Annotated in this window: 24 protein-coding genes and 1 other RNA gene; 8 read left to right on the forward strand and 17 right to left on the reverse strand. The window is 70.0% G+C overall.

From position 1 onward, the window contains the following. Window positions 1-174 precede the first annotated feature (174 nt). The 10 genes from HEP73_RS04815 to HEP73_RS04860 form a co-directional block, all read right to left on the reverse strand. Entirely contained in the window at window positions 175-1,089 is a 915-nt protein-coding gene (locus HEP73_RS04815) for a SirB1 family protein (protein ID WP_458309675.1), read from the reverse strand. A 38-nt stretch (window positions 1,090-1,127) separates the two neighbouring features. Next, window positions 1,128-1,577, reverse strand: coding sequence for a DUF192 domain-containing protein (locus HEP73_RS04820; protein WP_185822328.1), 450 nt, complete (start codon window positions 1,575-1,577; stop codon window positions 1,128-1,130). 181 nt (window positions 1,578-1,758) lie between these two features. Further along, a complete protein-coding gene (gene rpiA / locus HEP73_RS04825) occupies window positions 1,759-2,406 on the reverse strand; it encodes a ribose-5-phosphate isomerase RpiA (protein ID WP_185822329.1) in 648 nt (215 codons plus the stop codon). Window positions 2,407-2,506: 100 nt separating this feature from the next. Continuing rightward, window positions 2,507-2,977, reverse strand: coding sequence for an EVE domain-containing protein (locus HEP73_RS04830; RefSeq protein WP_185822330.1), 471 nt, complete (start codon window positions 2,975-2,977; stop codon window positions 2,507-2,509). Then, window positions 2,974-3,567 (reverse strand): 5-formyltetrahydrofolate cyclo-ligase, encoded by a 594-nt coding sequence (locus tag HEP73_RS04835; protein ID WP_185822331.1) that lies wholly within the window; start codon window positions 3,565-3,567, stop codon window positions 2,974-2,976. The genes HEP73_RS04830 and HEP73_RS04835 overlap by 4 nt, the downstream gene beginning before the upstream one ends. Window positions 3,568-3,645: 78 nt before the next feature. Then, entirely contained in the window at window positions 3,646-4,425 is a 780-nt protein-coding gene (locus tag HEP73_RS04840) for an acyl-CoA thioesterase (protein WP_185822332.1), read from the reverse strand. A gap of 178 nt (window positions 4,426-4,603) precedes the next feature. Then, window positions 4,604-4,789: non-coding RNA, 6S RNA (gene ssrS / locus HEP73_RS04845), on the reverse strand. A 98-nt stretch (window positions 4,790-4,887) separates the two neighbouring features. After that, window positions 4,888-5,181, reverse strand: a complete 294-nt coding sequence (locus HEP73_RS04850; protein WP_185822333.1) for a cell division protein ZapA — start codon at window positions 5,179-5,181, stop codon at window positions 4,888-4,890. Further along, entirely contained in the window at window positions 5,178-5,399 is a 222-nt protein-coding gene (locus HEP73_RS04855; RefSeq protein WP_053836518.1) for a TIGR02449 family protein, read from the reverse strand. Before HEP73_RS04855 ends, HEP73_RS04850 begins: the two co-directional genes overlap by 4 nt. Before the next feature lie 67 nt (window positions 5,400-5,466). Beyond that, window positions 5,467-7,686 (reverse strand): putative bifunctional diguanylate cyclase/phosphodiesterase, encoded by a 2,220-nt coding sequence (locus HEP73_RS04860; protein WP_185815372.1) that lies wholly within the window; start codon window positions 7,684-7,686, stop codon window positions 5,467-5,469. A gap of 161 nt (window positions 7,687-7,847) precedes the next feature. Between HEP73_RS04860 and HEP73_RS04865 the strand changes: the two genes are divergently transcribed. Both HEP73_RS04865 and pepP read left to right on the forward strand, forming a co-directional pair. Next, window positions 7,848-8,393, forward strand: a complete 546-nt coding sequence (locus HEP73_RS04865) for a YecA/YgfB family protein (protein WP_179566969.1) — start codon at window positions 7,848-7,850, stop codon at window positions 8,391-8,393. A 3-nt stretch (window positions 8,394-8,396) separates the two neighbouring features. Next, a complete protein-coding gene (gene pepP / locus HEP73_RS04870) occupies window positions 8,397-9,746 on the forward strand; it encodes a Xaa-Pro aminopeptidase (RefSeq protein ID WP_185822334.1) in 1,350 nt (449 codons plus the stop codon). A gap of 198 nt (window positions 9,747-9,944) precedes the next feature. Here the strand turns inward: pepP and pepQ are convergent, their stop codons facing one another. The 7 genes from pepQ to rph all read right to left on the reverse strand — a co-directional run bounded on the left by pepQ (window position 9,945) and on the right by rph (window position 17,446). Then, window positions 9,945-11,273 carry a Xaa-Pro dipeptidase gene (gene pepQ / locus HEP73_RS04875; RefSeq protein ID WP_185822335.1) on the reverse strand — a complete coding sequence of 443 codons (1,329 nt, stop codon included), beginning with the start codon at window positions 11,271-11,273 and terminating at the stop codon, window positions 9,945-9,947. A gap of 271 nt (window positions 11,274-11,544) precedes the next feature. Then, window positions 11,545-11,886, reverse strand: a complete 342-nt coding sequence (locus HEP73_RS04880; RefSeq protein WP_185815382.1) for a PilZ domain-containing protein — start codon at window positions 11,884-11,886, stop codon at window positions 11,545-11,547. Further along, window positions 11,883-14,393 carry a DUF1631 domain-containing protein gene (locus HEP73_RS04885; protein ID WP_185822336.1) on the reverse strand — a complete coding sequence of 837 codons (2,511 nt, stop codon included), beginning with the start codon at window positions 14,391-14,393 and terminating at the stop codon, window positions 11,883-11,885. Before HEP73_RS04885 ends, HEP73_RS04880 begins: the two co-directional genes overlap by 4 nt. An 87-nt stretch (window positions 14,394-14,480) precedes the next feature. Then, window positions 14,481-15,638 carry a radical SAM family heme chaperone HemW gene (gene hemW / locus HEP73_RS04890; RefSeq protein WP_185822337.1) on the reverse strand — a complete coding sequence of 386 codons (1,158 nt, stop codon included), beginning with the start codon at window positions 15,636-15,638 and terminating at the stop codon, window positions 14,481-14,483. A 103-nt stretch (window positions 15,639-15,741) separates the two neighbouring features. Continuing rightward, window positions 15,742-16,335 carry an RdgB/HAM1 family non-canonical purine NTP pyrophosphatase gene (gene rdgB, locus HEP73_RS04895; RefSeq protein WP_185822338.1) on the reverse strand — a complete coding sequence of 198 codons (594 nt, stop codon included), beginning with the start codon at window positions 16,333-16,335 and terminating at the stop codon, window positions 15,742-15,744. After that, the gene (locus HEP73_RS04900; RefSeq protein ID WP_185815386.1) at window positions 16,332-16,724 is read right to left on the reverse strand and encodes a VOC family protein; all 393 of its coding nucleotides are present in this window, start codon (window positions 16,722-16,724) and stop codon (window positions 16,332-16,334) included. Before HEP73_RS04900 ends, rdgB begins: the two co-directional genes overlap by 4 nt. Next, on the reverse strand, window positions 16,721-17,446 hold the full coding sequence (gene rph, locus HEP73_RS04905) for a ribonuclease PH (protein ID WP_046981340.1): 726 nt from the start codon (window positions 17,444-17,446) through the stop codon (window positions 16,721-16,723). Before rph ends, HEP73_RS04900 begins: the two co-directional genes overlap by 4 nt. A 109-nt stretch (window positions 17,447-17,555) precedes the next feature. Here rph and HEP73_RS04910 point away from each other — a divergent pair, with 109 nt between their 5' ends. From HEP73_RS04910 to recG, 6 genes are all read left to right on the forward strand, one after another. Further along, window positions 17,556-18,416, forward strand: a complete 861-nt coding sequence (locus HEP73_RS04910) for a YicC/YloC family endoribonuclease (RefSeq protein ID WP_185822339.1) — start codon at window positions 17,556-17,558, stop codon at window positions 18,414-18,416. 110 nt (window positions 18,417-18,526) lie between these two features. Beyond that, entirely contained in the window at window positions 18,527-19,156 is a 630-nt protein-coding gene (gene gmk, locus HEP73_RS04915; RefSeq protein WP_179566932.1) for a guanylate kinase, read from the forward strand. 112 nt (window positions 19,157-19,268) lie between these two features. Then, complete coding sequence (rpoZ, locus tag HEP73_RS04920; RefSeq protein ID WP_003470812.1) at window positions 19,269-19,568, forward strand: DNA-directed RNA polymerase subunit omega; 300 nt, start codon at window positions 19,269-19,271, stop codon at window positions 19,566-19,568. Window positions 19,569-19,669: 101 nt separating this feature from the next. After that, on the forward strand, window positions 19,670-21,841 hold the full coding sequence (locus HEP73_RS04925; RefSeq protein WP_185815389.1) for a RelA/SpoT family protein: 2,172 nt from the start codon (window positions 19,670-19,672) through the stop codon (window positions 21,839-21,841). A 398-nt stretch (window positions 21,842-22,239) separates the two neighbouring features. After that, window positions 22,240-22,623 carry a RidA family protein gene (locus tag HEP73_RS04930; RefSeq protein WP_053842173.1) on the forward strand — a complete coding sequence of 128 codons (384 nt, stop codon included), beginning with the start codon at window positions 22,240-22,242 and terminating at the stop codon, window positions 22,621-22,623. Between the two features lie 9 nt (window positions 22,624-22,632). Beyond that, window positions 22,633-24,789, forward strand: coding sequence for an ATP-dependent DNA helicase RecG (gene recG / locus HEP73_RS04935; RefSeq protein ID WP_185822340.1), 2,157 nt, complete (start codon window positions 22,633-22,635; stop codon window positions 24,787-24,789). The last annotated feature ends 108 nt before the right edge of the window (window positions 24,790-24,897 follow it).

Here is a 24,897-nt window from a genome sequence, read left to right on the forward strand (position 1 = left end):
TTCGCAAAAGCGGCCTTGGCGGTTATCCGGTGATTGCTTCGGCCTGTAGGAGTGGCTTTAGTTCCGGCGCATGCCGATAAAGCAGGTCGGAGTTGAACCGTCCCACAGGACGCGGCGAATCCGCAGCCACCGCCGAACCGGCTTTTGCGAATCCCAAATCCCCAATCCCGGCCCTCAATGCATCCGCTGCGCGCGCGCGCTCAGTTCCACCAGGCGTTCGCGGATCGGCAGCACGTCGTTGGCTTCCGGGTTCAGTTGCAGGTAGCGGCCCAGGTCGCGGCGCGCGCCGGGGACGTAGTCCATCTGCAGGTAGGCCAGGCCGCGGTCGCGCAGGGCTTCGGGCTGGTCGGGCATCAGTTTGAGCACGCGGTCGGCGCTGCGTGCGGCGCGGTCCCATTCGTCGCGTTCGGCGTAGACGCCGTGCAGGTTGCGCAGCACCCGGGTCAGGATCGCGCGGTGCGGCGCCGGGTCCAGGATCTGCAGCAGCGCGCGATCGTCCGGGGTCTCGCCGCCCAGGTGCGGACGCGCGCGTTCGCGCAGTTCTTCCACCGCCAGCGGGCGGCCGCCGTTGAACGGGTCCATCACCAGCAGGCCGTCGTCCACCGGCAGGCGCACCAGGAAGTGCCCGGGGAAGGACACGCCGTCGAGCGGGATGTCCAGCCGCCGCGCCACTTCCATCTGCACCAGCGCCAGCGAGATCGGATTGCCGAGGCGGCGCTCGAAGACCTCGTTCATGTAGCTGTTGCGCGGGTCGTAGTACTCGTCGTGGTTGCCGCTGTAGCCGAGTTCTTCGAACAGGTGGCGGTTGATCGCGGCCATCTTCAGCGGCCACGGCTCGATCATCGCCACTTCGTGGCGCAGGTGCTCGGCGTGGTTCTGCGCCAGCGTGTCGTAGTGCTCGGCATCCAGTTCCGGATACTCGTCGCGGGCGATCAGCAGCGCGGTGGCCAGCAGCGGCAGCGCATCGTCGTCCAGCGCGGCCAGGGTGTTCCAGCTCGGCAATGTCAGTCGGTCGACCATGGCCCAAGACTGGCCGCAAAGTGCGACGCGATCAAGTCCGGGGGTTCCCGACAGCGGTGTCGGGTTCAGCGCCACAGCGGCGGCGCTTTTCCCGACGCCGGCGCGGCTCAGCGGGCCTTGGGGATGCCCGGGCCGAAGCTCAGTTCGGCGCCGTCCTGCAGCTTGAGTTGCGCGGCCTGGCCGGCGTTGAGTTCCAGCACGTAGCGCGCCGGTGCGTTGCTGGGATACGGCGGGCAGGCGTTGCCTGCCGAGCACGGCGGCACGTCGCGCTGCTGCGCCACCAGCTTGCGCTGGGTGTCGAAGTACAGGATGTCCAGCGCGATCTTGGTGTTCTTCATCCAGTACGCCTGCGGTTCCTCGCGGTCGTGGATGAACAGCATGCCGTGGTCGGCGTCCATCTGGTCGCGGAACATCAGCCCGCGCGCGCGGGTCGCATCGTCCTGGGCCAGCTCGACCTGGTAGCGGTGCCCGGCCAGTTCCACCCAATGGCTGCCGGCGCTGGCGCAGCCGCTGAGGGTCAGCAGGACGAGGACGAACAGGGCGCGGAACAGGGACATGGCGGTGCCGGGGAAGGTGGGATCAGCGCGCACCTTGTTGCATGGTGGGTGGCGAGTCAATAGAGCCGGGATTGGGGATTGGGGATTGGGGATTGGGGATTCGTAAGAGCGGGGAGCTGCGGCCGGAGGTGCTTTCGGCTTTTGCGAATCCCAATCCCCCAATCCCGAATCCCCGCGCGTCCTACAGGACGCGCGGCGGCTCGCCACCGACGATCACCACGTCGGCCGGGCGGCGCGCGAACAGGCCGACGCAGACCACGCCGGGGATCTGGTTCAGTTCGCGCTCCAGCGCCACCGGATCGGTGATGCCGAGGTTGTGTACGTCGAGCACCACGTTGCCGTTGTCGGTGACCACGCCGTCGCGCCAGACCGGCTGGCCGCCGGTGCGCGCCAGGATCTCGCGCGCGACCAGGCTGCGCGCCATCGGGATCACCTCGATCGGCAGCGGGAAGGCGCCCAGCGTCTGCACCTGCTTGCTCGGGTCGATGATGCAGACGAAGCGCTCGCTGGCCTCGGCGATGATCTTCTCGCGGGTCAGCGCGGCGCCGCCGCCCTTGATCAGGCAGCGGTTCGGATCGCACTCGTCGGCGCCGTCCACGTACAGCGACAGGTTGCCGGTGTGGTTCAGTTCCAGCACCTCGATGCCGTGCTGGCGCAGGCGCGCGCTGCTCTGCTCGGAGCTGGACACCGCACCCTTGATGCGATGGCCGATGCGGCCCAGCGCGTCGATGAAGTAGGCCACGGTGGAGCCGGTGCCGACGCCGACGATCATGCCGTCTTCGACGTATTCGATGGCTTTTTCGGCGGCCAGGCGCTTGCTTTCGGACATTGGTAAGGGCTCGGGATTCGGGATTCGGGATTGGAGGTTCGTGAAAAACAGGGCGGGCAGGGCAGGAGACGAATCCCCAATGCCCAATCCCCAATCCCGACTACTCAAGCGCCAACAGCAGCTTCCACTGCGCGGCGCTGACCGGGAACACCGACAGGCGGTTGCCGCGCGCGGTCAGCGGGAAGCCTTCGCCGAGCGCATCGGCGTGCTGCTTGATCTCGTCCAGCGCGATGGTGCGCGCGAGCTTGCGCTCGAAGGCGACGTCCACCAGATACCAGCGCGGCTGTTCGCGGGTGGCCTTGGGGTCGTGGTAGTCGGAGGTGGGGTCGAACTGGGTCACGTCCGGATATGCTGCGCTGGCCACCGTGGCCGTGCCGACGATGCCGGGCACCTTGCAGTTGGAGTGATAGAACAGGATGCCGTCGCCGAGCTTCATGCCGTCGCGCATGAAGTTGCGCGCCTGGTAGTTGCGCACCCCGTTCCAGGGTTCGCTGCCGACCCGCTGCAGGTCGTCGATCGAGAAGGCGTCCGGTTCGGACTTCATCAGCCAGTAGCGCTTGCGTGCGGTCATGCGGGGAGATCGGTCGCGGTCAGGAGGGTGAGGGAGTCGGTGCAGACCGCATCCAGCGCCACGTCCCAGGCGGCGACGGACAGCGCGCCGACCTGCTGCACGGCGAACGCGGCGCCGACCAGCCAGGGCGGAGGCGCTTGCCGCTGGCGAAATGCGAAGCTGCGATCATACCAGCCGCCCCCCATGCCCAGGCGTCCGCCGCCGGCGTCGAAGCCGACCAGCGGCGCCACCACCAGCGCCATCTGCTCCGGCGCCAGCGTCGCCTCGGCGGCGACGTCGGGTTCGGGAATGCCGTAGCGGTTGGCGGTCAGCGGCTGCCCCGGGCGCCACGGCGCGAAACGCAGGGTCTTGCCGCTGAGCACCGGCAGGCAGTACTGCACGCTGGCCGGCAGGCTCAATTGCCAGCGGTGCAGCGCGATCTCCCCGTCCATCGCCCAATAGCCGGCGACGTGGCCGTGCTGCGGCGCGAACGGCAAGTCCAGCAAGCGCTGCGCCAGCGCGTCGGCGGCGGCCAGGCGCGCGGCTGCGGGGAGCGCGCGGCGGCGCGCGCGCAGTTGCTGGCGCAGGAGGTCGCGGTCGTCGGAAGTCATCGGCCAGGCGCGGGAAGGGACGGCGCTATTGTCGGTGCCGGCGCGTGGACTGGCTAGGGCGTTGCCGCCGAAGCGGCGTCACGCGTAGATCGCCACCGTCTGCCGGCCCGACAGCACCAGTTGCCCGGCTTCGTTCCAGATCTGCATGTCCTGCAGCGAGTAGCCGTCGGCGGCGTGCTGGCTGGCCGAGCGCAGCAGGAACCAGTCGCCGGCTGCGGCCGGCTGCGGGAAATCCAGGGTCCAGGTCATCGAGCTGACTGGCGCCGGTTCGGTGAAGCAGGCCATCGCCGCCGGCGGCAGGCTGTCGCCGAGCGCGACCAGGGCCAGGCTCGGATCCACGCCCGCGCTATCAAGATGGCGCACCCAGACCATCAGTTCCGGGCTGGCGGCGCCGGACACCGGCAGTGCGCCACCGGCCAGGCGCATCTCGAAGTTGCCCACGAACGCCGGAGTGATCGCACTGGCGGCGATCGGCGCTGCGGCATCGGGCCTGCACACCGCGGGCCGTGCAGGCATGAAGTCGTGGGCGATGCGGCTGGGGCGCGGCTGCGCGAACAGCAGCGCCGCGCGCAGCGCGAGCTGCGTGCCGGCCAGGCAATCGACCGCGATCGAGGTGGCGGACTTGCCCTGGCGCAGCAGCTGCGCTTGGAAGCGCAAGGTGGCGTCGGTGGGGCCGACGAACCAGATATGCGCCGACTTCAGCGGCGGCAGCGCGGATGGCGCGGCGCGCAGCGCGGTCTGCAGCGCCAGCGCCGCGGACAGGCCACCGAAGGCGGTGCGTCCCTGCAACCAGCTGGCAGGCACGTCGAACCCGGCGTTCGGGTCGAAGCGGTCGATGATCTGGGCGAACGAGGGCATGCGGCGTCTCCTGGAAGGGCGCGACAGTATCCCAGGCTTGTGTATGCGGCTGGTCGGTGTGGGGCTGCTGTGCGCTGCAGAGAGGCCAGCGATGGCGCCGATGCGATGCGTCGTCGGGCGCGGCGCACGCGGACGCGCAAAAGGAAACGGCGCCTTGCGGCGCCGTTTCCGGGATATTGCATTCTCCGCCGTAGACGATGCGTGCGAAACGACCTTGAACCCGGGGTTCAAGTGGGATAGCTGGGGAACCATCGGGCTTCCCGCTACAAGGCGGACCTGCACACCCGATTCCGTCGCCATCCCGTGGTCGTAATTAAGGGACAAGGCGAATGTTTGCACACGCTGTCGTTTACAGCAGAGAACGCAAACGAAGTATAGCGCCGTCGCCGCGCTTGGCTAGTCCGTTCGTCGGTCGCGCGGTACGGCGCAATTCACGTTGATGATCGAAATGCGAGGCGGGTATCAGCGCGCCGTATCGACGACGCCGTCGAGCCGGCGATTGAGATCGGCGAGCGTGCGCGTCATCTCATGATCGCGCCGCGCCTGCTCGTCGCGCAGTTGCTGCAGTTCGTGCGCCAGGTTCAGCGCGGCCAGCACCGCGACCCGGTCCACCGCGGCCATGCGGTTGCTGCCGCGCACCTCGCGCATCTTCGCGTCGAGCAGGCGCGCGGCGGCGAGCAGGCTGTCGCGTTCTTCGGCCTCGACGCCGACGGTGTATTCGCGGTCCAGGATGCGGACGCTGACCGGTTCGCTCACGTGTGCTGCTCCAGCGACTTGAGCCGGGTGATCATCGCCTCGACCCGCGAGCGCGCCTGCTCGTTCTTGGTCAGCAACTGCGAGCGCTCGCCGATCAACTGCTCCTGCTGCTGGCGCAGGCTGCGGTTCTCGTCGGTGAGGCGCTGGCAACGCTCGACCAGCGTCTCCACGCGTGTGGCGAGGGTGCGAAGCTGGGCGAGGGCGTCGGGGCTGTCCATGGCGCCCACGATAGGCATGCGTCCGAGCGGCGGTCAAGACGCCAGCGGAGGGCGCGACGGCCGCCGCTCAGGCGGGCAGCAGCAGCGGCTGCCGCAGCAACTGCAGGCAGGCGTCCGGTTCCAGTGCCGGCGCGACCAGATGGCCCTGGATCTCGTCGCAGCCGTGCTGGCGCAGGAACGCCAGCTGGCCGGGCAACTCCACGCCTTCGGCGACCACTTTCAGGGTCAGCGAGTGGCCCATCGCGATGATGGTGCTGGTGATCGCCTCGTCGTCCGGATCGCGGGTCAGGTCGCCGATGAATTCCTGGTCGATCTTCAAGGTGTTGATCGGCAAGCGCTTCAGGTAGGCCAGCGACGAATAGCCGGTGCCGAAGTCGTCGATCGCCAGGGCCAGGCCCAGGGCGCGGCAGGCATGCAGGGTGGCGGCGTTCTTGCCGACCTGCGACATCACCACGCTTTCGGTCAGTTCCAGCTCGACGTTGGCGGCCGGGACCCCGGTCTCGGCCAGGATCCGCGCCATCAACGCCGGCAGGTCGCCGCGCTCGAGCTGGATCGCCGAGACGTTGACCGACATGCACAGGTCGGTCAGGCCCAGCTGGCGCCAGTCGCGCAGCGTGCTGCAGGCCTGGCGCAGCACCCATTCGCCGATCTCCAGGATCAGCCCGGTTTCCTCGGCCAGGGGGATGAACTGGCTCGGCGAGACCGTGCCGAAATCGGCGCTGTGCCAGCGCAGCAGCGCTTCCACGCCGACCACGCGCTGCTCGCGCAGCGAATAGCGCGGCTGGTAGACCAGCTTCAGCTCCTGGTCGAACGGGATCTTGCGCAGGCTGCTGGCCAGCGTGGCGCGGTGGCGGGTGGCCTCGTCCATGCGCGCCGAATAGACCTGCACGTTGCGGCGCCCGGCCGCCTTGGCCTGGTACATCGCGGTGTCGGCGTGCTTGAGCAGTTCGCTGGGCAGCAATGCGTGCTGCGGGAACAGCGAGATGCCGATCGACGAGGAGATCGCCACTTCGCGGCGGTCCTCCAACTGCAACGGCGCATCGAACGCGGCCAGCACGCGCGTGGCGACGGCTTCGGCCTCGGCCTGATCGGCGATGTCCTCCACCACCACGGTGAATTCGTCGCCGGCCAGACGCGCGACCGTGTGCTGCGGGCCCACCGCCTGCTGCAGGCGTTCGGCGACCGCGCGCAGCACCCGGTCGCCGACCGCGTGGCCGAGCGAATCGTTGATGTCCTTGAACCGGTCCAGGTCCAGGAACAGCACCGCCACCGAACTGCCCTGGCGCCGCGCACGCACGATCGAGCGCGCCAGCCGCTCGGACAGCAGCGCGCGGTTGGGCAGGCTGGTCAGCGTGTCGTAGTTGGCCAGGTAGCGCAGTTCCTGCTCGGCGCGCTTCTGGTCGGTGATGTCTTCCAGCACCACCACGTGGAAGCTGTGCCGGCCGTCGGCGTCGCCGACCGTGTTGCGGCGCACGTGGCAGAGGATTTCCAGGCCGTCCTTGCGCCGCTTCCAGGCATCGCCGCGCCAGGAGCGGCCGTGCTCGAGCGACGGCGCGGCGGGCACGTCGGGCGCATGGTCGAGCAGGGTCATCGGCTGGCCCAGCACCTCGCGTTCGCTGTAGCCGGTGATGCGGGTGAAGGCCGGGTTGACCGAAATGAAGCGCAGGTCTTCGTCCAGCACCGCGACCGCCTCGCTCATGCTGCGCAGCACTTCGCTGGCGATGCGCCGTTCCAGGTCGGCCTGGCGATGCGAGGTGATGTCGCGCGCGGTGCCGGCGAGCCGGCGCGGCTTGCCGGCGGCGTCGTAGTCGACCACACGGCCGCGCACCCGCGCCCACAGCCACACGCCGTCGCCGGCCAGGTCCACTCGGTACTCGGCCACGTAGACCGGTGTCAGGCCCTGCAGGTGTTCGCGCAGCGCGCGCTCGGCCTGCGGCACGTCGTCGGGGTGGATGCGCAGCGGATCGTCCTCGCGGATCACCATGGTGATCTCCTGCGCGTGCGGCGCCGCTTCGTCGGCGCGCATGCGGCGCAGCTTGCGTTGCTGCAGGTCGTAGTCCCAGAAGTGCTCGCCGGAGGCCCACAGCGCCAGCTTCAGGTGGCGGTCGCGCTGCTGCAGCTGCTGCTGGCGTTTCTGCTGTTGCTGCATGCGCCGCCGCCAGTGCAGCGCCTGCAGCGCGGAAACCACCGCGGCCACCGCCAGGATCGCCGCGGCGGCGGCCCAGCCCCAGCGCCAGTCCGTTCCGGCATATCCGGCAATTCCCGCAGCGACGTGCTCGATCGACATGGCGGGAAGGGGGCTTTGGTCAGGAAAGGGGGTGGTGGAGTGTAGGCGCCCGCCGGAAGCCTTAACAAGCAGCGCGACACATGCGGATTGCTACACTGCGCAGTCCCGCTCCGCCGCTGGCCCCGACTCTCGGTGGCCAGCGCACAACAGGCCTTGCGTCCATGATCGAACTTCCTAGCGCCGACGACGTCACCCAAGCCAGCCAGCAGCTGGGCCTGGCCGCGTCGGCGGCCGAACTCCACGGTGCGTTGTGCGGCTGGCTGGCCGGCGGCGGCGCCGACCTGGCGGCGTGGCCGGCCGCGGTGCTGGCCGATGCCGGCATCGCCACGCCGCGCCGCGGCGACGTGCTGGACCGCTTGCGCGAGGCCACTGCCGCGCAGCTGGAGGACCGCGATTTTGCCTTCGACCTGGTCCTGGCCGATGCCGGCGCGCCGCTGTCCGAGCGCGCCGACGCCCTGTTCGACTGGTGCCGCGGCTTTCTCGGCGGTTTCGGCCTGGCCGCCGGGGCCAAGCCGCCGTTGTCGGAAGAAGGCGAAGAATCGCTGCAGGATCTGGCGCGGCTGGCCCAGGCCAGCACCGACGATTTCGACAGCGCCGACGAGGACGAGGACGCGCTGGCCGAGATCGAGGAATTCGTGCGCGTGGCCGCGCTGCTGCTGCACAGCGACTGCGTGCTCGGCCCGCGCCATCGGCAACGCCTGAACTGAGCGATGAAACGACTCACCGGCATCGGCGCGGGCGAATACGCGCGTCGGCGCAAACACTTGATGGACATGGCCGGCGACCACGCCATCCTGGTGCTGCCGAGCGCACCGGAGCGGGTGCGCAGCCACGACACCCATTACCCGTACCGGCAGGATTCGGACTTCTGGTATCTGTGCGGTTTCCCCGAGCCGGAGGCGGTGCTGGTGCTGGTGCCGGGGCGCAAGCACGGCGAGGCGCTGCTGTTCTGCCGCGAACGCGATCCCGAGCGCGAGGCGTGGGACGGTCCGCGCGAAGGCCAGGAAGGCGCGGTGGAACGCTACGGCATGGACGATGCGTACCCGATCGAGGACCTCGACGAGATCCTGCCGGGCCTGCTGGAAGGACGCTCGCGGGTGTACTACCACTTCGGCCGCGACGTCGATTTCGACCTCAAGCTGATCGGCTGGGTCAATCGGGTGCGCGAGCAGGTGCGGCATGGCGCGCAGCCGCCGCACGAGTTCCTGGAACTGGGCCACCTGCTGCACGAGCAGCGCCTGTTCAAGTCGCGCGACGAGATCGCGCTGATGCAGGTCGCCGCCGACCTCAGCGTGGCTGCGCATCGCGCGGCGATGCGGCTGGCGCGGCCGGGCATCCACGAATACCAGTTGCAGGCCGAGATCGAGCGCGAGTTCCGCGCCGGCGACGCCTGGCCGGCCTACGGCAGCATCGTCGGCAGTGGCGCCAACGCCTGCGTGCTGCATTACCGCGCCAACGCCGCGCGCCTGCGCGACGGCGAGTTGGTGCTGGTCGACGCCGGCGCCGAGTACCGCGGCTACGCCGCCGACATCACCCGCACCTTCCCGGTGAGCGGCCGCTTCAGCGCCGAGCAGCGCGCGCTGCACGATCTGGTCGGCGCCGCGCATGCGGCGGCGCTGGCGCAGGCGCGGCCGGGCGTGGCCTACGAGGCCGGGCACCTGGCGGCGGTGCAGACCCTCACCGAAGGCCTGCTGCGGCTGGGCCTGCTCAAGGGCACGCTGGAGCAGAACCTGGCCGATGGCGACTACCGGCGTTTCTACCGGCACAAGACCGGGCACTGGCTCGGCCTGGACGTGCACGACGTCGGCGACTACAAGCTGGCCGGCGCCTCGCGCCTGCTCGAGCCGGGCATGGTCTTCACCATCGAACCGGGGCTGTACATCGCCGCCGACGACAAGCAGGTGGAGCCGCGCTGGCGCGGCATCGGCATCCGCACCGAAGACGACGTGCTGATCACCGACGATGGCCACCGCGTGCTGACCGCCGCGCTGGCGCGCAGCGCCGAGGAAATCGAGGCCTTGATGGCTGGGAAACGGGAATCGGGAATCGGGAATGGGTAAAGCGGCAGGTCGCGCGTGATATGGACTGTCGCAAGCGGAAACGGCTGGGAATGGGGAGTCGGAAATGGAGAATGGGAAAAGCGGAAGGCCGCGTGTCAGATAGGCGGTCGCAAACGAGGCCTCAGGTGATCGCTTTTAAGCTTTTGCTGTTGCGATTTTTCCCATTCCCGATTCTCGATTCCCCATTCCCGGCGGCCGTCAGGCCGCCAAAGCGAACGCCGGCCGCGTCAGGTTCTCCGGATCGCCTTCGGTGCAGGCCACCTCATCTTCGATGCGGATGCCGCCGTAGGGCTTGAACTGCTCGACCCGGTTCCAGTCCACGCTGGCGGCATGGCCGTTCTGCTTGACCTCGTCCAGCAGCATGTCGATGAAGTACACGCCCGGTTCGATCGTCACCACCATGCCCGGTTCGAGCACGCGGGTCATGCGCAGGTAGGGATGGCCGGCGGGGCGTTCGATGCGGCCGCCGCGGTCGCTGGCGGCGAAGCCGGCCACGTCGTGCACCTGCAGGCCGATCGGATGGCCGAGGCCGTGCGGGAAGAACGCGGCGCTGACGCCGGTGGCCAGCGCGGTTTCCGGCGACACGGTGATCACGCCGAAGTCCTTGAGCACGCCCATCAGCGCCAGGTGCGCGTCGAGGTGCAACTGCTTGTAGTCCACGCCAGCGCGCACGCCCTGGCCCATGCGGATCTGCGCGGTGTCGACCGCGTCGATCAGCGCCTGGAACTCGCTGCCGGTGTCGGCGGCGTAGCTGCGGGTGATGTCGCTGGCGTAGCCGTGCGCGGAGGCGCCGGCGTCGATCAGGAAGCTGCGCCGCTGCGCCGGCGCCTGCCGCTCCAGTTCGGTGTAGTGCAACACCGCGCCGTGTTCGTTCAGCGCCACGATGTTCCCGTACGGCAGCTCGTTGGCGTCCTGGCCCACCGCGCTGCAATACGCCATGTGGATCTCGAACTCGCTGCGGCCGTCGCGGAACGCGGCTTCGGCGGCGCGGTGGCCGCGTACCGCCAGCTGCTGCGCCTGGCGCATGAGCACCAGTTCGTAGGCGGTCTTGTAGGCGCGGTGGTACTCCAGGTACTGGACCACCGCTTCGGGATTGTTCGGTACGTAGTCGCCCAGCGCGCTCTGCGCTTCGCCGAGGATCGCGCAGCGCGCGGCCGGTCCCGGCAGCAGCGCCAGCGCCTCTTCCGGGCTGCGGATGACGTGGATGTCGCAATGCTCGACCCACCAGCCGTTCGGTGCGGCCGGCACCACGTGCCAGTAGTCGCGCGGCTGGTGGAAGATCAGCTGCGGGCGGCGCCTCGGGGTGTAGACCAGCCAGCTGTTCGGCACCTTGGTCAGTGGCAGCCACGCCTTGAACTGCGGGTTCACCGCGTACGGATAGTCGCGATCGTCGAACAGCTGGTAGTGCAGGCTGCCGCTGGGCACGAGCAGATGGTCGAAGCCGCCGCGCGCCAGCGCCGTGTCGGCGCGTTGCGCCAGCGTGCGCAGGTGGTCGGCGTACAGGGCGCTGGGGTCTTGCTGGATCATGGCGGCGGCTCGGCGGCGATGCGGAAAGGCAGGCGCCAAGTTTGCCGCAAACGGCACGCACGCGTTGACGCACCGCGTGCCCCTGCATGGCATGCGGCTATGCGTAGGCGTAGCCGGGAAGCGGCAGGCGTTGCCAAGCCCGCCGATCTTCTTCTGTCTTGTGCAGGCGATGAAACTGTAGGAGCGGCTTCAGCCGCGACAGGCGCCATCGAGCATGTCTGTCGCGGCTGAAGCCGCTCCTACAGGGGGCGCCAGCGATGCTGCCGGCGCGCTACCCGGCCGGGCCGGCGTTGATCCATTGCCGCAGCAGCTCGCGATGCGCCGGCGAGATGGTCAGGAAGCGGAAGCCGGCCCAGGCCTGGCCAGGCGCCTGCGCGCGTTCGCTCCACAGCAGGTGCACGCCGACGTCGATCTGCGCCTCGCGGCCAAGTTGCGGCAGCGCGAAGCGCAACTGGTACAGCGCGTCCTCGTGCAGCGGCACCGAGGCCAGCAGCAGCATGCCGCTCTCGGAGAGGTTGCCGAGCCGGCCGACCACGGCGTCTTCCATCATGTCCAGCACCGGCACCATGTCCGGGACCTGGCGGCGCGGCGAACGGCGGGCTTCGGCGATCATGCGTCCTCCAGGGTGTCGGCGGGGATCGGCGCGCCGGCGAGAGTGCGCAAGGCACGCACGGTGGCGTGCCAGGCGCGGTCGATCAGGCGCGCGCGGTCCTCGGTGACGATCCGCGCCTGGCTCTGCGCCAGCAGCCGCGACAGCGCATCCAGCGAGTACTCGGCGGTCTTGTGTCCGCGCTGGTTGACGAACAGGGCGCGGTCGGTGATCGGGCTGTACCAGGACAGGCGCTGCCGTTTCAGGTCGCCCTGCTGGTTGGTCACGAATTCGAACCAGGTGCCGAACGGCAGGCTGCGCAGCCGCGCATAGGCCGCTTGCTCGGCTTCGTTGCGCGGCGCCAGCAGCGGCCGCTCGCCATCCTCGCCCTGGTCGCCGAGGCGGGTGCGCGCCTTCAACTTGGCGCTGAGTTCGGTGCGCGAGGTCAGCGTGTCGCCGCCGCCCGGGGTGGACAGGCGCCGCGCGATCGCTTCGGCTTCGTCCTGGTGATAGCCGACCTGCAGCAGGGCGCTGCGCACTTCGCCGGCCAGGTCCGGATCGGGCTCGCCGCCGCTGGCGCGGCAGGTGACCTCGGCGATGCACTGGCTCAGCTGCTTGCGCTCGCGCCATGCATCGGAGTCTTCGCCCTGGCGCAGCAGGGTCAGGGTCAGCACATCGGACCAGGCCTGGTTCAGCAGCGCCTGCACGAACTTGGGCGGCTCCCAGGTCCGGCACAGCGCTTCCAGCGTGGCGCTGGCCAATTCCTTGGCCACCTCCAGCCGCTCCTTGCCGCGTGCGGCCTCGATATGCCGGCGCTCGGCGATCTCGGCCTTGTGCGCCAGCGCGCGGTACTGCGCCAGGATGTCCTGGTGGGCCTGCTCGAAGACCTGCTCGTCGCCCTCGTATTCCTCGACCACCCGGTCGACGGTCTGGTTCAACTTCAGCAGCAACTGCGGATCGGTGTCCTCTTCGCTGAGCCAGGTGGCGCCGGACTCGGCGACCGCATTGAGCAGCTCGCGCGCCGGGTGCTGGCTGCGCACGAAGAACGCGCTGTCCTGCAGCGCGGCGCGCACCAGCGGCACCTGCAGGCGCTCCAGCAGGTCGGCGGCTGGCGCATCGCTGCGCACTTCGCGTTCGATTTCCGCGTACAGCAGGCCGAGCAGGTCGAAGGTGTCGGCATCCTGCGGCGCCAGCGCCGCCTGCGCGCCATGTTCGCTGCGCAGCGTGGCCAGCAGCGCCGCCTGCACGTCGCGCACCTGGCGGCGCCCGCGCAGGCCGGCCAGGGCGCTGTGCGCCGGCGGCTGCGCCTGCAGTTCGCCCAAGGCCTGCAGCAGCGATGCGGTGGGCACGGCGGGGGCACTGGCCTGGGCGGAGGCGCTCGCCGCGCCACTTGCGGCGGCGCGCGGGGCCGGCATCGGGACGTTGCCGGATGATGCAGGCATCGCTGTCGCTGCGGCAGCGGGGCCGGCGCCTGCGGGCATGGCACCCGCGGTCGCGGCCGGCGCCGTCTGGGTGGCCGGCACCATCGCACGGTCGCGTGCGGCAGCGAGCAGCTGGCGCAGCGTGGCCAGGTCGGTCGGTGCGTTGTCGGGCGTGGCCGGCGCGGCGCTTGCTGCCGTCGCGGCGTTGGCCGCGGTCGGTGGCGGCAGCGGGGGCGCTGCGCTGGGCGGGGCCGCTTCGCCGCCGGCGGCACCGGGGCCCGGGCCGGACCAGCCGCCGGGCGCCGCCTGTCCGGACCAACCGGTGGCCGGGCGCGTGGCGGAGGACGGGCGCGCCGCGGCGCGGTTGCCGGCGGCCGCGGCGGGCGCGTTCGTCGGCCGCGCCACGTAGGGCAGGTAGACCAGGCCGGGCAGCACGCCGGCGTGCGCCAGCAGCACGTTGGCGCGTTCCACCATCTCGCCGTAGCGGACCAGCGCCTGGCGTTCGAAGGCGCGGTACAGGGTCAGCTGCGCGTCAAGCCCCAGCCGCAGTTCCTCGCCGGCTTCGCGCAGGATCCGGCACAGCAGGTGCGGCCCCAGCGGCGTGTGCTCGGCTTCGAACGCCGGCCGCGCGGCGAGCACGCCGAAGCGCTGGCCGAGCAGTTGCAGCGGGGTGCTGGCCCGCGCCGCCTCGCGCCGGGCGATGTCGTGCAGGACGATGTCGCGGTCGATGTCCACGTCGGCGACCAGGGTCAGCATCTGCATCGCCGCGCTGGCCTTGTCCTGGCGCAGCAGGCCGACCGGGGCGAGCGGCAGCCGCAGTGTGGCCAGGGCCGCTTCCAGTTGCGCTTTGTAGAACGGCGCGAAGCGCTCGCGGCGCGCCCGCAGGCCCTGCAGTTCCTGGTAGATGTCCTCCTGCAGCTGGCTGTTGCGCGCGCGTTCGGCCTGGTCGAACAGCTCGCGTTCCAGCTCGCTCAGGGTCGACTGCAACGGCGCTTCCAGCGTCTGCCACACCAGGCCGGTCAGCGCCTCCAGGATGTCGCGCACGCGCGTGGGCAGGGCGGCGCTGGCGAGCGTCGCCGGGCTTGCCGACGGAATGGCAGACAATGACATCCTGTGATCGCCGTTTGATTTCCGGGGTCCGGTATGTAACACGTTTCTGGCGGCGCAACCATGTTGGCGGCGGCCTGGCGCAGCATTTCAGAGCATGAACAGGGCGACCACGTCGTTGGTGAAGCGCCGTCCCAGTTCGGTCGGCAGCGCATGCCCGGATTCCACCTGCAGCCAGCCCCGCGCCTGTGCCTGGGCCAGCGCCGGAGCGATCGTCTCCGGTTCCAGGCCGGTGCGCACGGCGAAGTCGCGCAACGCGAACCCCTGGTTCAGGCGCAGCGCATTGAGCATGTATTCGAACGGACGCCGCTCGGCGCCGATCCAGTCGTCGCCGCCGATCGCCGCCGGGGTGCCGGCGGCGGCCAGGAACGCCTGCGGATGCTTGGTCTTCCAGCGCCGCAGGATACTCTGCTCGGCGCCGGAGCTGATCTTGCCGTGGGCGCCGGCGCCGATGCCCAGGTAGTCGCCGAACTTCCAGTAGTTGAGGTTGTGCGCGCACTGGTAGCCGTCGCGGGCGTAGGCGCTGACTTCGTACTGGGCGTAGCCGGCCGCGGCCAGCAGCGCCTGGCAGTGCTCCTGCATGTCCCAGGCGTCGTCGTCCTCGGGAATGCCCTGCGGCGGGCGCGCGGCGAACACCGTGTTCGGTTCCAGGGTCAGCTGGTAGTGGCTGATGTGGGTGGGCTGCAGCGCCAGCGCGCGCGCGATGTCGGTTTCCGCCCCGGCCAGGGTCTGCTGCGGCAGCGCGTACATCAGGTCCAGGTTGAGGTTGGCGTAGCCGGCGTCCTGCGCCAGCTTCACCGCGCGCTCGGCATCGGCGCTGTCGTGGATGCGGCCCAGGCGCTGCAGTGCGGCGTCGTCGAAGCTCTGGATGCCGAAGCTGAGCCGGTTGACCCCGGCCGCCAGATAGCGGTCGAAACGCCGGTGTTCGGCGGTGCCCGGGTTGGTCTCCAGGGTGATTTCCAGGTTCGGCGCGAAGCGCAGGCGCGCGCTGGCCGCTTGCAGAAAACGGTCGATCGCCTCGGCCGGGAACAGGCTGGGGGTGCCGCCGCCGAAGAACACGGTCTGCACGGTGCGGCCCCAGACCAGCGGCAGGTCCTGGTCCAGATCGCGGATCAGCGCATCCACGTAGTCGTCGAACGGCAGCGCGCCCTTGGCCGCATGCGAGTTGAAATCGCAGTACGGGCATTTGCGCACGCACCAGGGCAGGTGCACGTACAGCGACAGCGGGGGCGGGATCAGCGGCGGCATCAGGCGGGCAGTGTAGGGCGGTGGGCTGGCGCGGCGGCGTATGCGCGCCGCTGTGGCGGGGACTGCGTCTTGAAAGCGACCGGCTGCGCCAGCGCAGCGGCCGCTACAGCGACGCCAGCCGCTGCTTCAGCAGCGCCAGCGCCTGGCCGCGGTGGCTGATCCGGTTCTTCAGCGCCAGCGGCATCTGCGCCGCGCTCTGGCCGTGGTCCGGATCGAAGAACACCGGATCGTAGCCATGGCCGCCGTCGCCGGCGCGCGCATGCAGGATGCGCCCGCGCCAGCGGCCTTCCACCAGCAGCGGTTGCGGGTCTTCGGCATGCCGCAGCAGCACCAGCACGCAATAGAAATGCGCGGTGCGCTGCGCGTCGGGGACATCGCGCAGTGCGTGCAGCAGCTTGTCGATGTTGGCCGCGGCATTGCCGTGTTCGCCGGCATAGCGCGCCGAGTACAGCCCGGGCGCGCCGCGCAGCGCGTCCACGCAGATGCCCGAGTCGTCGGCCAGCGCCGGCAGGCCGGTGACCTGGGCGGCGTGGCGCGCCTTCAGCAGCGCGTTCTCGACGAAGGTCAGGCCGGTCTCGTCGGCATCGCGCACGCCGAGCGTGGACTGCGCGACCAGGTCGATGCCGGCGCCGTCGAGCAGCGCATGCAGTTCTTCGAGCTTGCCGGCATTGCTGCTGGCCAGGACCAGGGTCTTCATTGCTTGGGTTCCAGCAGGTCCCACTTGGTGCCGTACAGGTCGCGGAACACCGCGACCGTGCCATAGGGTTCCGCGCGCGGGGATTCGAGGAACTCCACGCCCTGCGCCAGCATCGCGGCGTGGTCGCGGGCGAAATCGTCGGTGTACAGGAAGTGGTCCACGCGCCCGCCGGTCTGGTCGCCGATCCGCGCGCGCTGCGCGGCGTCGCCGGGTTCGGCCAGCAGCAGCGCGGCATCGTCGCTGCCGCCCGGGCCGACCACCACCCAGCGCTTGCCGTCGCCGAGCGCCACGTCTTGCAGCAGGGCGAAGCCGAGCTTGCCGGTGTACCAGGCGATCGCCGCGTCGTAGTCGGCCACGACCAGCGTGGTCAGCGCGATCCGCCGCTTCACCGCGCCAGTGCCTCGCGCTGGGCGGCAAGCAGTTGGCCGATGCCGGTTTCGGCCAATGCCAGCAGCGCATCCAGTTCGTCGCGGCGGAACGCGTGGCCTTCGGCGGTGCCCTGGATTTCGATGAAGCCGCCGCCGTCGTTCATCACCACGTTCATGTCGGTGTCGCAGTCGCTGTCCTCGGCGTAATCCAGGTCCAGCACCGGGGTGCCGCGGTAGACGCCGACCGAGACCGCGGCGACCGCGCCGAGCACTACCGGCTTCTTCAGATCGCCGCGCTTCTGCAGCCAGTTCACCGCGTCCATCAGCGCCACGTAGGCGCCGGTGATGGCCGCGGTGCGGGTGCCGCCGTCGGCCTGCAGCACGTCGCAATCCAGGGTGATGGTGCGCTCGCCCAGCGCATTGCGGTCCACGCAGGCGCGCAGCGCGCGGCCGATCAGGCGCTGGATCTCCAGCGTGCGCCCGCCCTGCTTGCCGCGCGCGGCCTCGCGGTCGGAGCGCGAATGGGTGGCGCGCGGCAGCATGCCGTATTCGGCGGTGACCCAGCCTTCGCCCTTGCCGCGCAGGAAGCCCGGCACCCGGTTCTCCACGCTGGCGGTGCACAGCACGCGGGTGTCGCCGAAGCTGACCAGCACCGAGCCTTCGGCGTGGCGGGTGAAGGCGCGTTCGATGCGCACCGGGCGCAGTTGATCGGCCGTGCGGCCACTGGGACGGGAAAAGGACATGGGGATCGATCCGGAGGTGTCGTGAGGGCCGGGCGCGGCAGCGGGCCGGGCCGTGGGAGCTGAGAGGCGCTAGGTTACCATTCGCGCTTTGCACGCACCGGAACAGCACATGATCCGCAGCATGACCGCCTTCGCCGGCGCCGAGCGCATCACTCCCTGGGGCACGCTGGGCTGCGAACTGCGCTCGGTCAACCACCGTTTCCTGGAAGTGGGCGTGCGCCTGCCGGAAGAGCTGCGCGCGCTAGAGCCGCAGTTGCGCGAGCGCCTGGCCGCCCGCGTCAGCCGCGGCAAGCTGGACCTGATGCTGCGCCTGCGCGCGCCCGACGCCGCGCAGTCGCTGGCGGTGAACGAGCCGCTGGTCGAGCAGCTGGCAGTGCTCGCGCAGCGGCTCGGCGCGCGCTTCCCGCAACTGCAGGTGCAGTTCGCCGACCTGCTGCAGCTGCCCGGCGTGCTGCAGGGCCAGGCGGTCGACCCGGCCGCGCTGCAGGCGCAGGCGCTGGAGCTGCTGGACGAAGTGGTCGCCGAGTTCGTCGCCGCGCGCGAGCGCGAAGGCGGCAAGCTGGCCGCGGCCATCGTCGAGCGGGTCGATGCGGTCGAGCGCGTCGCCGCCGAGGTGAAGCAGCTGATCCCGGCCATTCGCGAGGGCCAGCGGACCAAGCTGGCCGCGCGCCTGGCCGACCTGCCGCATCCGGTCGATCCGGGCCGTGCCGAGCAGGAACTGGTGCTGTGGCTGCAGAAACTCGACGTGGACGAGGAACTGGACCGGCTCGACAGCCACATCAAGGAGATCCGCCGCGTGCTGCGCCAGCCCGAGCCGGCCGGCCGGCGCCTGGATTTCCTGATGCAGGAATTCAACCGCGAGGCCAACACCCTGGGCTCCAAGTCGGTGGACAGCCGCACCTCCAACGCGGCGGTGGAACTGAAGGTGCTGATCGACCAGATCCGCGAGCAGGTGCAGAACCTCGAATAGCCGGGAACAGGGAATCGGGAATGGGGAATGGCCAAAGCGGTTACGATTCACCCGCGGCGCTGCTTGGCGCTGTTCCCATTCCCCATTCCCGGTTCTCCATTCCCACTCACATGCGCGGCACTCTCTATATCGTTGCGGCGCCTTCCGGCGCCGGCAAGAGCAGCATCGTCAACGCCACCTTGGCGCGCGATCCGCAGATCGCGCTGTCGATCTCGTTCACCTCGCGCGCGCCGCGGCCGGGCGAGCGCCATGCCGAGCACTACCACTTCGTGTCCGCCGACGAGTTCCAGGGCATGATCGATGCCGGCGACTTCTTCGAGTACGCCCGCGTCCACGGCGACTGGAAGGGCACCGCGCGGCAATCGGTGGAGCCGCAGCTGGCCGCCGGCCACGACGTGCTGCTGGAGATCGACTGGCAGGGCGCGCGCCAGGTGCGGGCCAAGGTGCCCGACGCGGTCAGCGTGTTCATCCTGCCGCCGTCGCGGGCGGCGCTGGAGCAGCGCATGCGCAAGCGCGGCCAGGACAGCGAGGCGGTGATCGCGCAGCGGCTGGCCGCGGCGCGCGAGGAGATGTCGCACTACGCCGACTTCGACTACGTGATCGTCAACGAGGACTTCGACACCGCGGTGGACGAGATGTGCGCGATCTTCGTCGCCAGCCGCCTGCGGCGCCTGCCGCAACAGCAGCGGCATGCCGATCTGATCGCCGCGCTGCTCGACCAGGATCAGGCAACTGGCTGATTCCAAAGGAAACTGAATAACGGCCGGTTGATTTCGGCCGGCCCGCGCCCTACAATCGCCGCCCTTTCCCTCATTCGAGCGCGTGGCCGTCACCGGCCCGCCGGGAGCCCGCATGGCCCGCATCACCGTAGAAGATTGCCTGGAAGTCGTTAACAACCGTTTCGAACTGGTCATGATGGCGTCCAAGCGCGCCCGCCAGCTCGCCAACGGCGTGCAGGCCACCCTCGACAACACCGAATCGGCCGACAAGCCGACGGTGCTGGCGCTGCGCGAGATCGCCGCGCGCAAGATCGACAACGCGCTGATCGACGAAGTCGAGAAGTCCGAGCGCGAGCGTGCCGAGCGCGAAGCGCTGGAGTGGGCCGCGGCCGAGGTCGTCGCCGACGAAGACATGTCCAAGAACGACGACTGATCGCGTCACCGCGCTCGGAACGTCTGCCGAACAGCCCGCATCCGCGGGCTGTTTCGTTTTGCGGGTTTGCCGTCCTCGCGCCGCTGGCATAGTCTTCGCGCATGAACCCAGGCCCTTCTGCCCAGGTCGCCACCGCCGCGCCATCGCCGGCCAACGAGGCGATCCCCGACTACGTTCTGCAACTCGAACGCAGCGCCAGCTATCTGCCGGCCGAGCAGATCCCGCTGCTGCGGCGCGCGTGGGAAGTGGGCGCGGCCGCGCATGCCGGGCAGACCCGCAAGTCCGGCGAGCCCTACATCACCCATCCGGTGGCGGTGGCCGGCGTGCTGGCCGAGCTCGGCCTGGACGTGGAGGCGCTGATCGCGGCGATCCTGCACGACACCATCGAAGACACGCCACTGACCCGCGCCGAACTGGCCGCCGAATTCGGCGAGGCGGTGGCCGAACTGGTCGATGGCGTCACCAAGCTGGACAAGCTGAAGTTCCGCGACCGCCAGGAAGCGGCGGCCGAGAGCTTCCGCAAGATGCTGCTGGCGATGTCGCGCGACCTGCGCGTGATCATGATCAAGCTCGCCGACCGCCTGCACAACATGCGCACGCTCGGCGCGCAGAGCGCCGAGGCGCGCAGCCGCATCGCCCGTGAGACGCTGGAGATCTACGCGCCGATCGCGCAGCGCCTGGGCATGAGCCTGATGAAGTCCGAGCTGCAGAACCTCGGCTTCCGCGCGCTGCACCCGTGGCGCCACGCGATCATCGAAAAGCACATCCGCAGCCAGCCGGTGGTGCGCCGCGAGTCGATGGCGCAGGTGGAGGTGCAGCTGTCGCAGCGGCTGGCCAAGGAGGGGCTGGAGCACCGCCTGGTCAGCCGCATCAAGACCCCGTGGAGCATCTACAACAAGATGCGCGACGAGAACAAATCCTTCGACCAGGTGATGGATGTGTTCGGCTTCCGCCTGGTGGTGCGCGGGGTGCCGGACTGCTACCACGCGCTGGGCGCGGTGCACGCCACGTTCAAGCCGCTGGACGCGCGCTTCCGCGACTTCATCGCCATTCCCAAGGCCAACGGCTACCAGTCGCTGCACACCGTGCTGTTCGGTCCCTACGGCTCGCCGATCGAAGTGCAGATCCGCACCGAGGAGATGGACCTGATCGCCGAGCGCGGCGTGGCCGCGCACTGGACCTACAAGTTCGGCGGCGAGTCGCCCAACAGCGCGCAGAGCCGCGCGCATGCGTGGATCGTCGAATTGATCGAATCGCAGCGCGCCGCCGGTTCGTCGCTGGAATTCCTCGACAACGTCAAGGTCGACCTGTTCCCGGACGAGGTCTACCTGTTCACCCCGAAGGGCAAGATCCTGGCGCTGCCGCGCAATTCCACCGCGCTGGATTTCGCCTATGCGGTGCATACCGACGTCGGCAACCGCGCGGTGGCGTCGCGGGTGGACAAGAAGCTGGTGCCGCTGCGCACCAAGCTGGTCAGCGGGCAGACCGTGGAAGTGATCACCGCGCGTTCGGCCACGCCCAAGCCGCAGTGGCTGGAGTTCGTGGTCAGCAGCAAGGCGCGCACCGCGATCCGCCATCAGCTCAAGCAACTCGAGCACGAGGACGCGGTGCAGCTCGGCCACCGCATGCTCGACCGCGCGCTGGAGGCGATGGACAGCGCGCTGGAGCGGCTGCCGAAGGGGCGCCTGGACTCGTTCCTCAGCGAGCACCGCTATCCGCGCCTGGAGGCGCTGCTGGCCGACATCGCGCTGGGCAACTGGATGCCGAACCAGGCCGCGCAGGCGCTGATGGCCTATGCGGAACTGCGCGGCGGCGGCCTGTCCAAGCATTCGCAGGAAAAGATCCTGATCAACGGCACCGAGCGCGGCGTGGTTAGCTTCGCCAACTGCTGCCAGCCGATTCCCGGCGACGAGATCATGGGTTACCACACCGCCGGCAAGGGCATCGTCGTGCACCGGCTGGATTGCCCGAACCTGGCCGAACTGCGCAAGTCGCCCGAGCGCTGGGTGCCGATCGGCTGGGACACCAGCGTCATCGGCGACTACGACACCGCATTGGTGGTGGACGTGGAGAACCGCACCGGCGTGCTGGCGCAGCTGGCCGCGGCGATCGCGCAGAGCCAGTCCAACATCGAGCGCGTGGACTACCTGGACCGCGACTTCAACGCCGCGGTGCTGCGCTTCAACATCCAGGTGCGCGACCGCAACCACCTGGCCGAAGTGATGCGCCGGCTGCGGCGGCTGACGGCGGTGCAGAGTGTGCGGCGCCAGTAGTAGTGGGGCCGGATTGGGGATTCGGGATTGGGGATTCGCAAGTGCGCGCCAGCTGCGCTTTTGTAGGAGGGGCTTCAGCCCCGACACCTTGCTGATAAAGCGTCGGGGCTGAAGTCCCTTCTGTAGAAACGGCTGCACCGGAGCCAGCAAAAAAGTCCTTTTTGCATCAAGCCGCTTGACAGCGATTTGCCCCGGGGCAGCATCCTGCCGTCCCGAGTCCCGAGTCCCGAGTCCCGAGTCCCGAGTCCCGAGTCCCGAGTCCCGAGTCCCGAGTCCCGAGTCCCGAGTCCCGAGTCCCGAGTCCCGAGTCCCGAGTCCCGAGTCCCGAGTCCCGAGTCCCGAGTCCCGAGTCCCGAGTCCCGAGTAAAATACTCATTCCCTTTTCCGTTGGAGCCGCCATGTCCCGCCAGATCATCCACACCGAGCAGGCGCCGGCCGCGATCGGCCCGTATTCGCAGGCGGTGCGCGCCGGCAACACGGTGTATTTCTCCGGGCAGATCCCGCTGGATCCGGCCACCGGTGAGGTCGTGCCAGGCGATGTCGGCGCGCAGGCGCGCCGCGCCTTCGACAACCTCAAGGCGGTGGCCGAGGCTGCCGGCGGTTCGCTCGACCGGATCGTGCGGCTGGGCCTGTACCTGACCGACCTGTCGCAGTTCGCCCAGGTCAATGCGGTGATGCAGGATTATTTCCAGGCGCCGTTCCCCGCGCGTTCCACCGTCGAAGTGTCGGCGCTGCCGAAGGGCGTGGGCTTCGAGGTCGACGCGGTGATGGTGCTCGACTGACCCTCGCCCGTGCCGCGCGTGCAGGTTCCGGCGCCGGCGCTGTCGGCGGCAGGCGAGGCGCCGTTGTCGGCGCTGCCGGGCGTCGGTCCGAAGGTCGCCGAGAAGTTCGCCGCGCGCGGCCTGCTGACCCTGCAGGACCTGTGGCTGCACCTGCCGCTGCGCTATGAGGACCGCACCCGGCTGACCCCGGTGGCGGCGCTGCAGCCGGGCGTGCCGGCGCAGGTCGAAGTGCGGGTGGAGGCGGTGGATCGCGGCTTCCGCTACCGGCCGATGCTGCGCGTGGCGGTGGCCGACGACTCGCGCGCCACGCTGGTGCTGCGCTTCTTCCAGTTCCGCGCTGCGCAGGTGGCGCAGTTCGCGGTGGGCGCGCGGCTGCGCGCGTTCGGCACGCCCAAGCCGGGCCAGCATGGCCTGGAGATCGTGCACCCGAGCTACCAGATCCTCGGCGGCGACGCCGCCGCGGGCCTGGACGACAGCCTGGACCCGGTGTATCCGGCGGTCGAAGGCATCGGCCCGGCGACGCTGCGCAAGCTGATCGGACAGGCGCTGGACCGGCTGCCCGACGAAGCGTCGCTGGAGCTGCTGCCGGCCGCGATGCTGGCCGAACTGGGGCTGCCGTCGCTGCGCAGCGCGCTGCTGATCGCGCACCGGCCGCCGCCGCAGGCCGATCTGGGCGCGCTCGCCGCCGGCCTGCATCCGGCGCAGCAGCGGCTGGCGCTGGAAGAACTGTTGGCCCATCACCTGAGCCTGCGCCGCCAGCGCATCGCGTTGCAGCAGCAGCGTTCGCCATCGTTGCGCGGGCGCGGCCTGCTGGCCAAGCGCCTGCAGCAGTCGTTGCCGTTCCAGCTCACCGGCGCGCAGCAGCGGGTGTTCGCGCAGATCCGCGCCGACCTGGAAAAGCCCTCGCCGATGCTGCGCCTGGTGCAGGGCGACGTCGGCAGCGGCAAGACCGTGGTCGCGGCGCTGGCGGCGATGCTGGCGGTGGACAAGGGCAAGCAGGCGGCGCTGGCGGCGCCGACCGAACTGCTCGCCGAACAGCACCTGGCGAACCTGCGCGCCTGGCTGGAGCCGCTGGGCATCCGCGTCGCCTGGCTGGCCGGCAAGGTCACCGGCAAAGCACGCGCCGCGGTGCTGGCGCAGATCGCCTCGGGCGAGGCGCAGGTGGTGGTCGGTACGCACGCGCTGATGCAGGTGGCGGTAGCGTTCCACGACCTGGCGCTGGCCATCGTCGACGAGCAGCATCGCTTCGGCGTGCACCAGCGCCTGGCGCTGCGCGACAAGGGCGCCACCGGCGCCGGCGTGCCGCACCAGTTGGTGATGACCGCCACCCCGATCCCGCGCACGCTGGCGATGGCCGCGTACGCGGACCTGGACGTGTCGGCGATCGACGAGCTGCCGCCCGGGCGCACCCCGGTGCAGACCATCGTGCTCAGCGCCGAGCGCCGCCCGGAACTGGTGCAGCGTATCCGCGTGGCCTGCGCGGAAGGCCGTCAGGCGTACTGGGTGTGCACCTTGATCGACGAAGCCGAGGACAGCGACAAGCCGGCGCAGGGGCAGGGCGGCGGCGCGGGCAACCGCATCGATGCCAGTGCCGCGCAGGCCACCTACGAAGCCTTGTCGGCGCAACTGCCGGAGTTAAAGGTGGGGCTGGTGCACGGGCGCATGAAGGGCGCCGAGAAGCAGGCGGCGATGCGCGCGTTCAAGCAGAGCGAGATCGACCTGCTGGTCGCCACCACGGTGATCGAGGTCGGCGTCGACGTGCCCAATGCCTCGCTGATGATCATCGAGAACGCCGAGCGCCTGGGCCTGGCGCAGCTGCACCAGTTGCGCGGCCGGGTCGGGCGCGGCGCGGCCGCGTCGAGCTGCGTGCTGATGTACCAGGCGCCGTTGTCGGCGATGGCGCGGCAGCGGCTGCAGACCATGCGCCAGACCAACGACGGCTTCGTCATCGCCGAGAAAGACCTGGAACTGCGCGGCCCCGGCGAATTACTCGGCACCCGCCAGACCGGCCTGGCCGCGTTCCGCGTCGCCGACCTGGCGCGCGACGCCGGCCTGCTGCCGCGGGTGCATGCGCTGGCCGAACGCCTGCTGGCCGAGTCGCCAGGGCTGGCCGATCGCATCGTCGCGCGTTGGGTCGGCGGCGCGGCGCGGTTCGCGGGAGCTTAGTCGTGGCTGGCGCCACGGCTGGGATTCGGGATTCGGGATTGGGGATGCGCCAGAGCCGTGGAAGCCCCGGCTTTCCACGGCCGCGCCGCGGTGCCAGACTCGGCGGCC

The sequence above is a fragment of the Xanthomonas sp. GW genome (assembly GCF_014236815.1).
Classification (GTDB): domain Bacteria; phylum Pseudomonadota; class Gammaproteobacteria; order Xanthomonadales; family Xanthomonadaceae; genus Xanthomonas_A.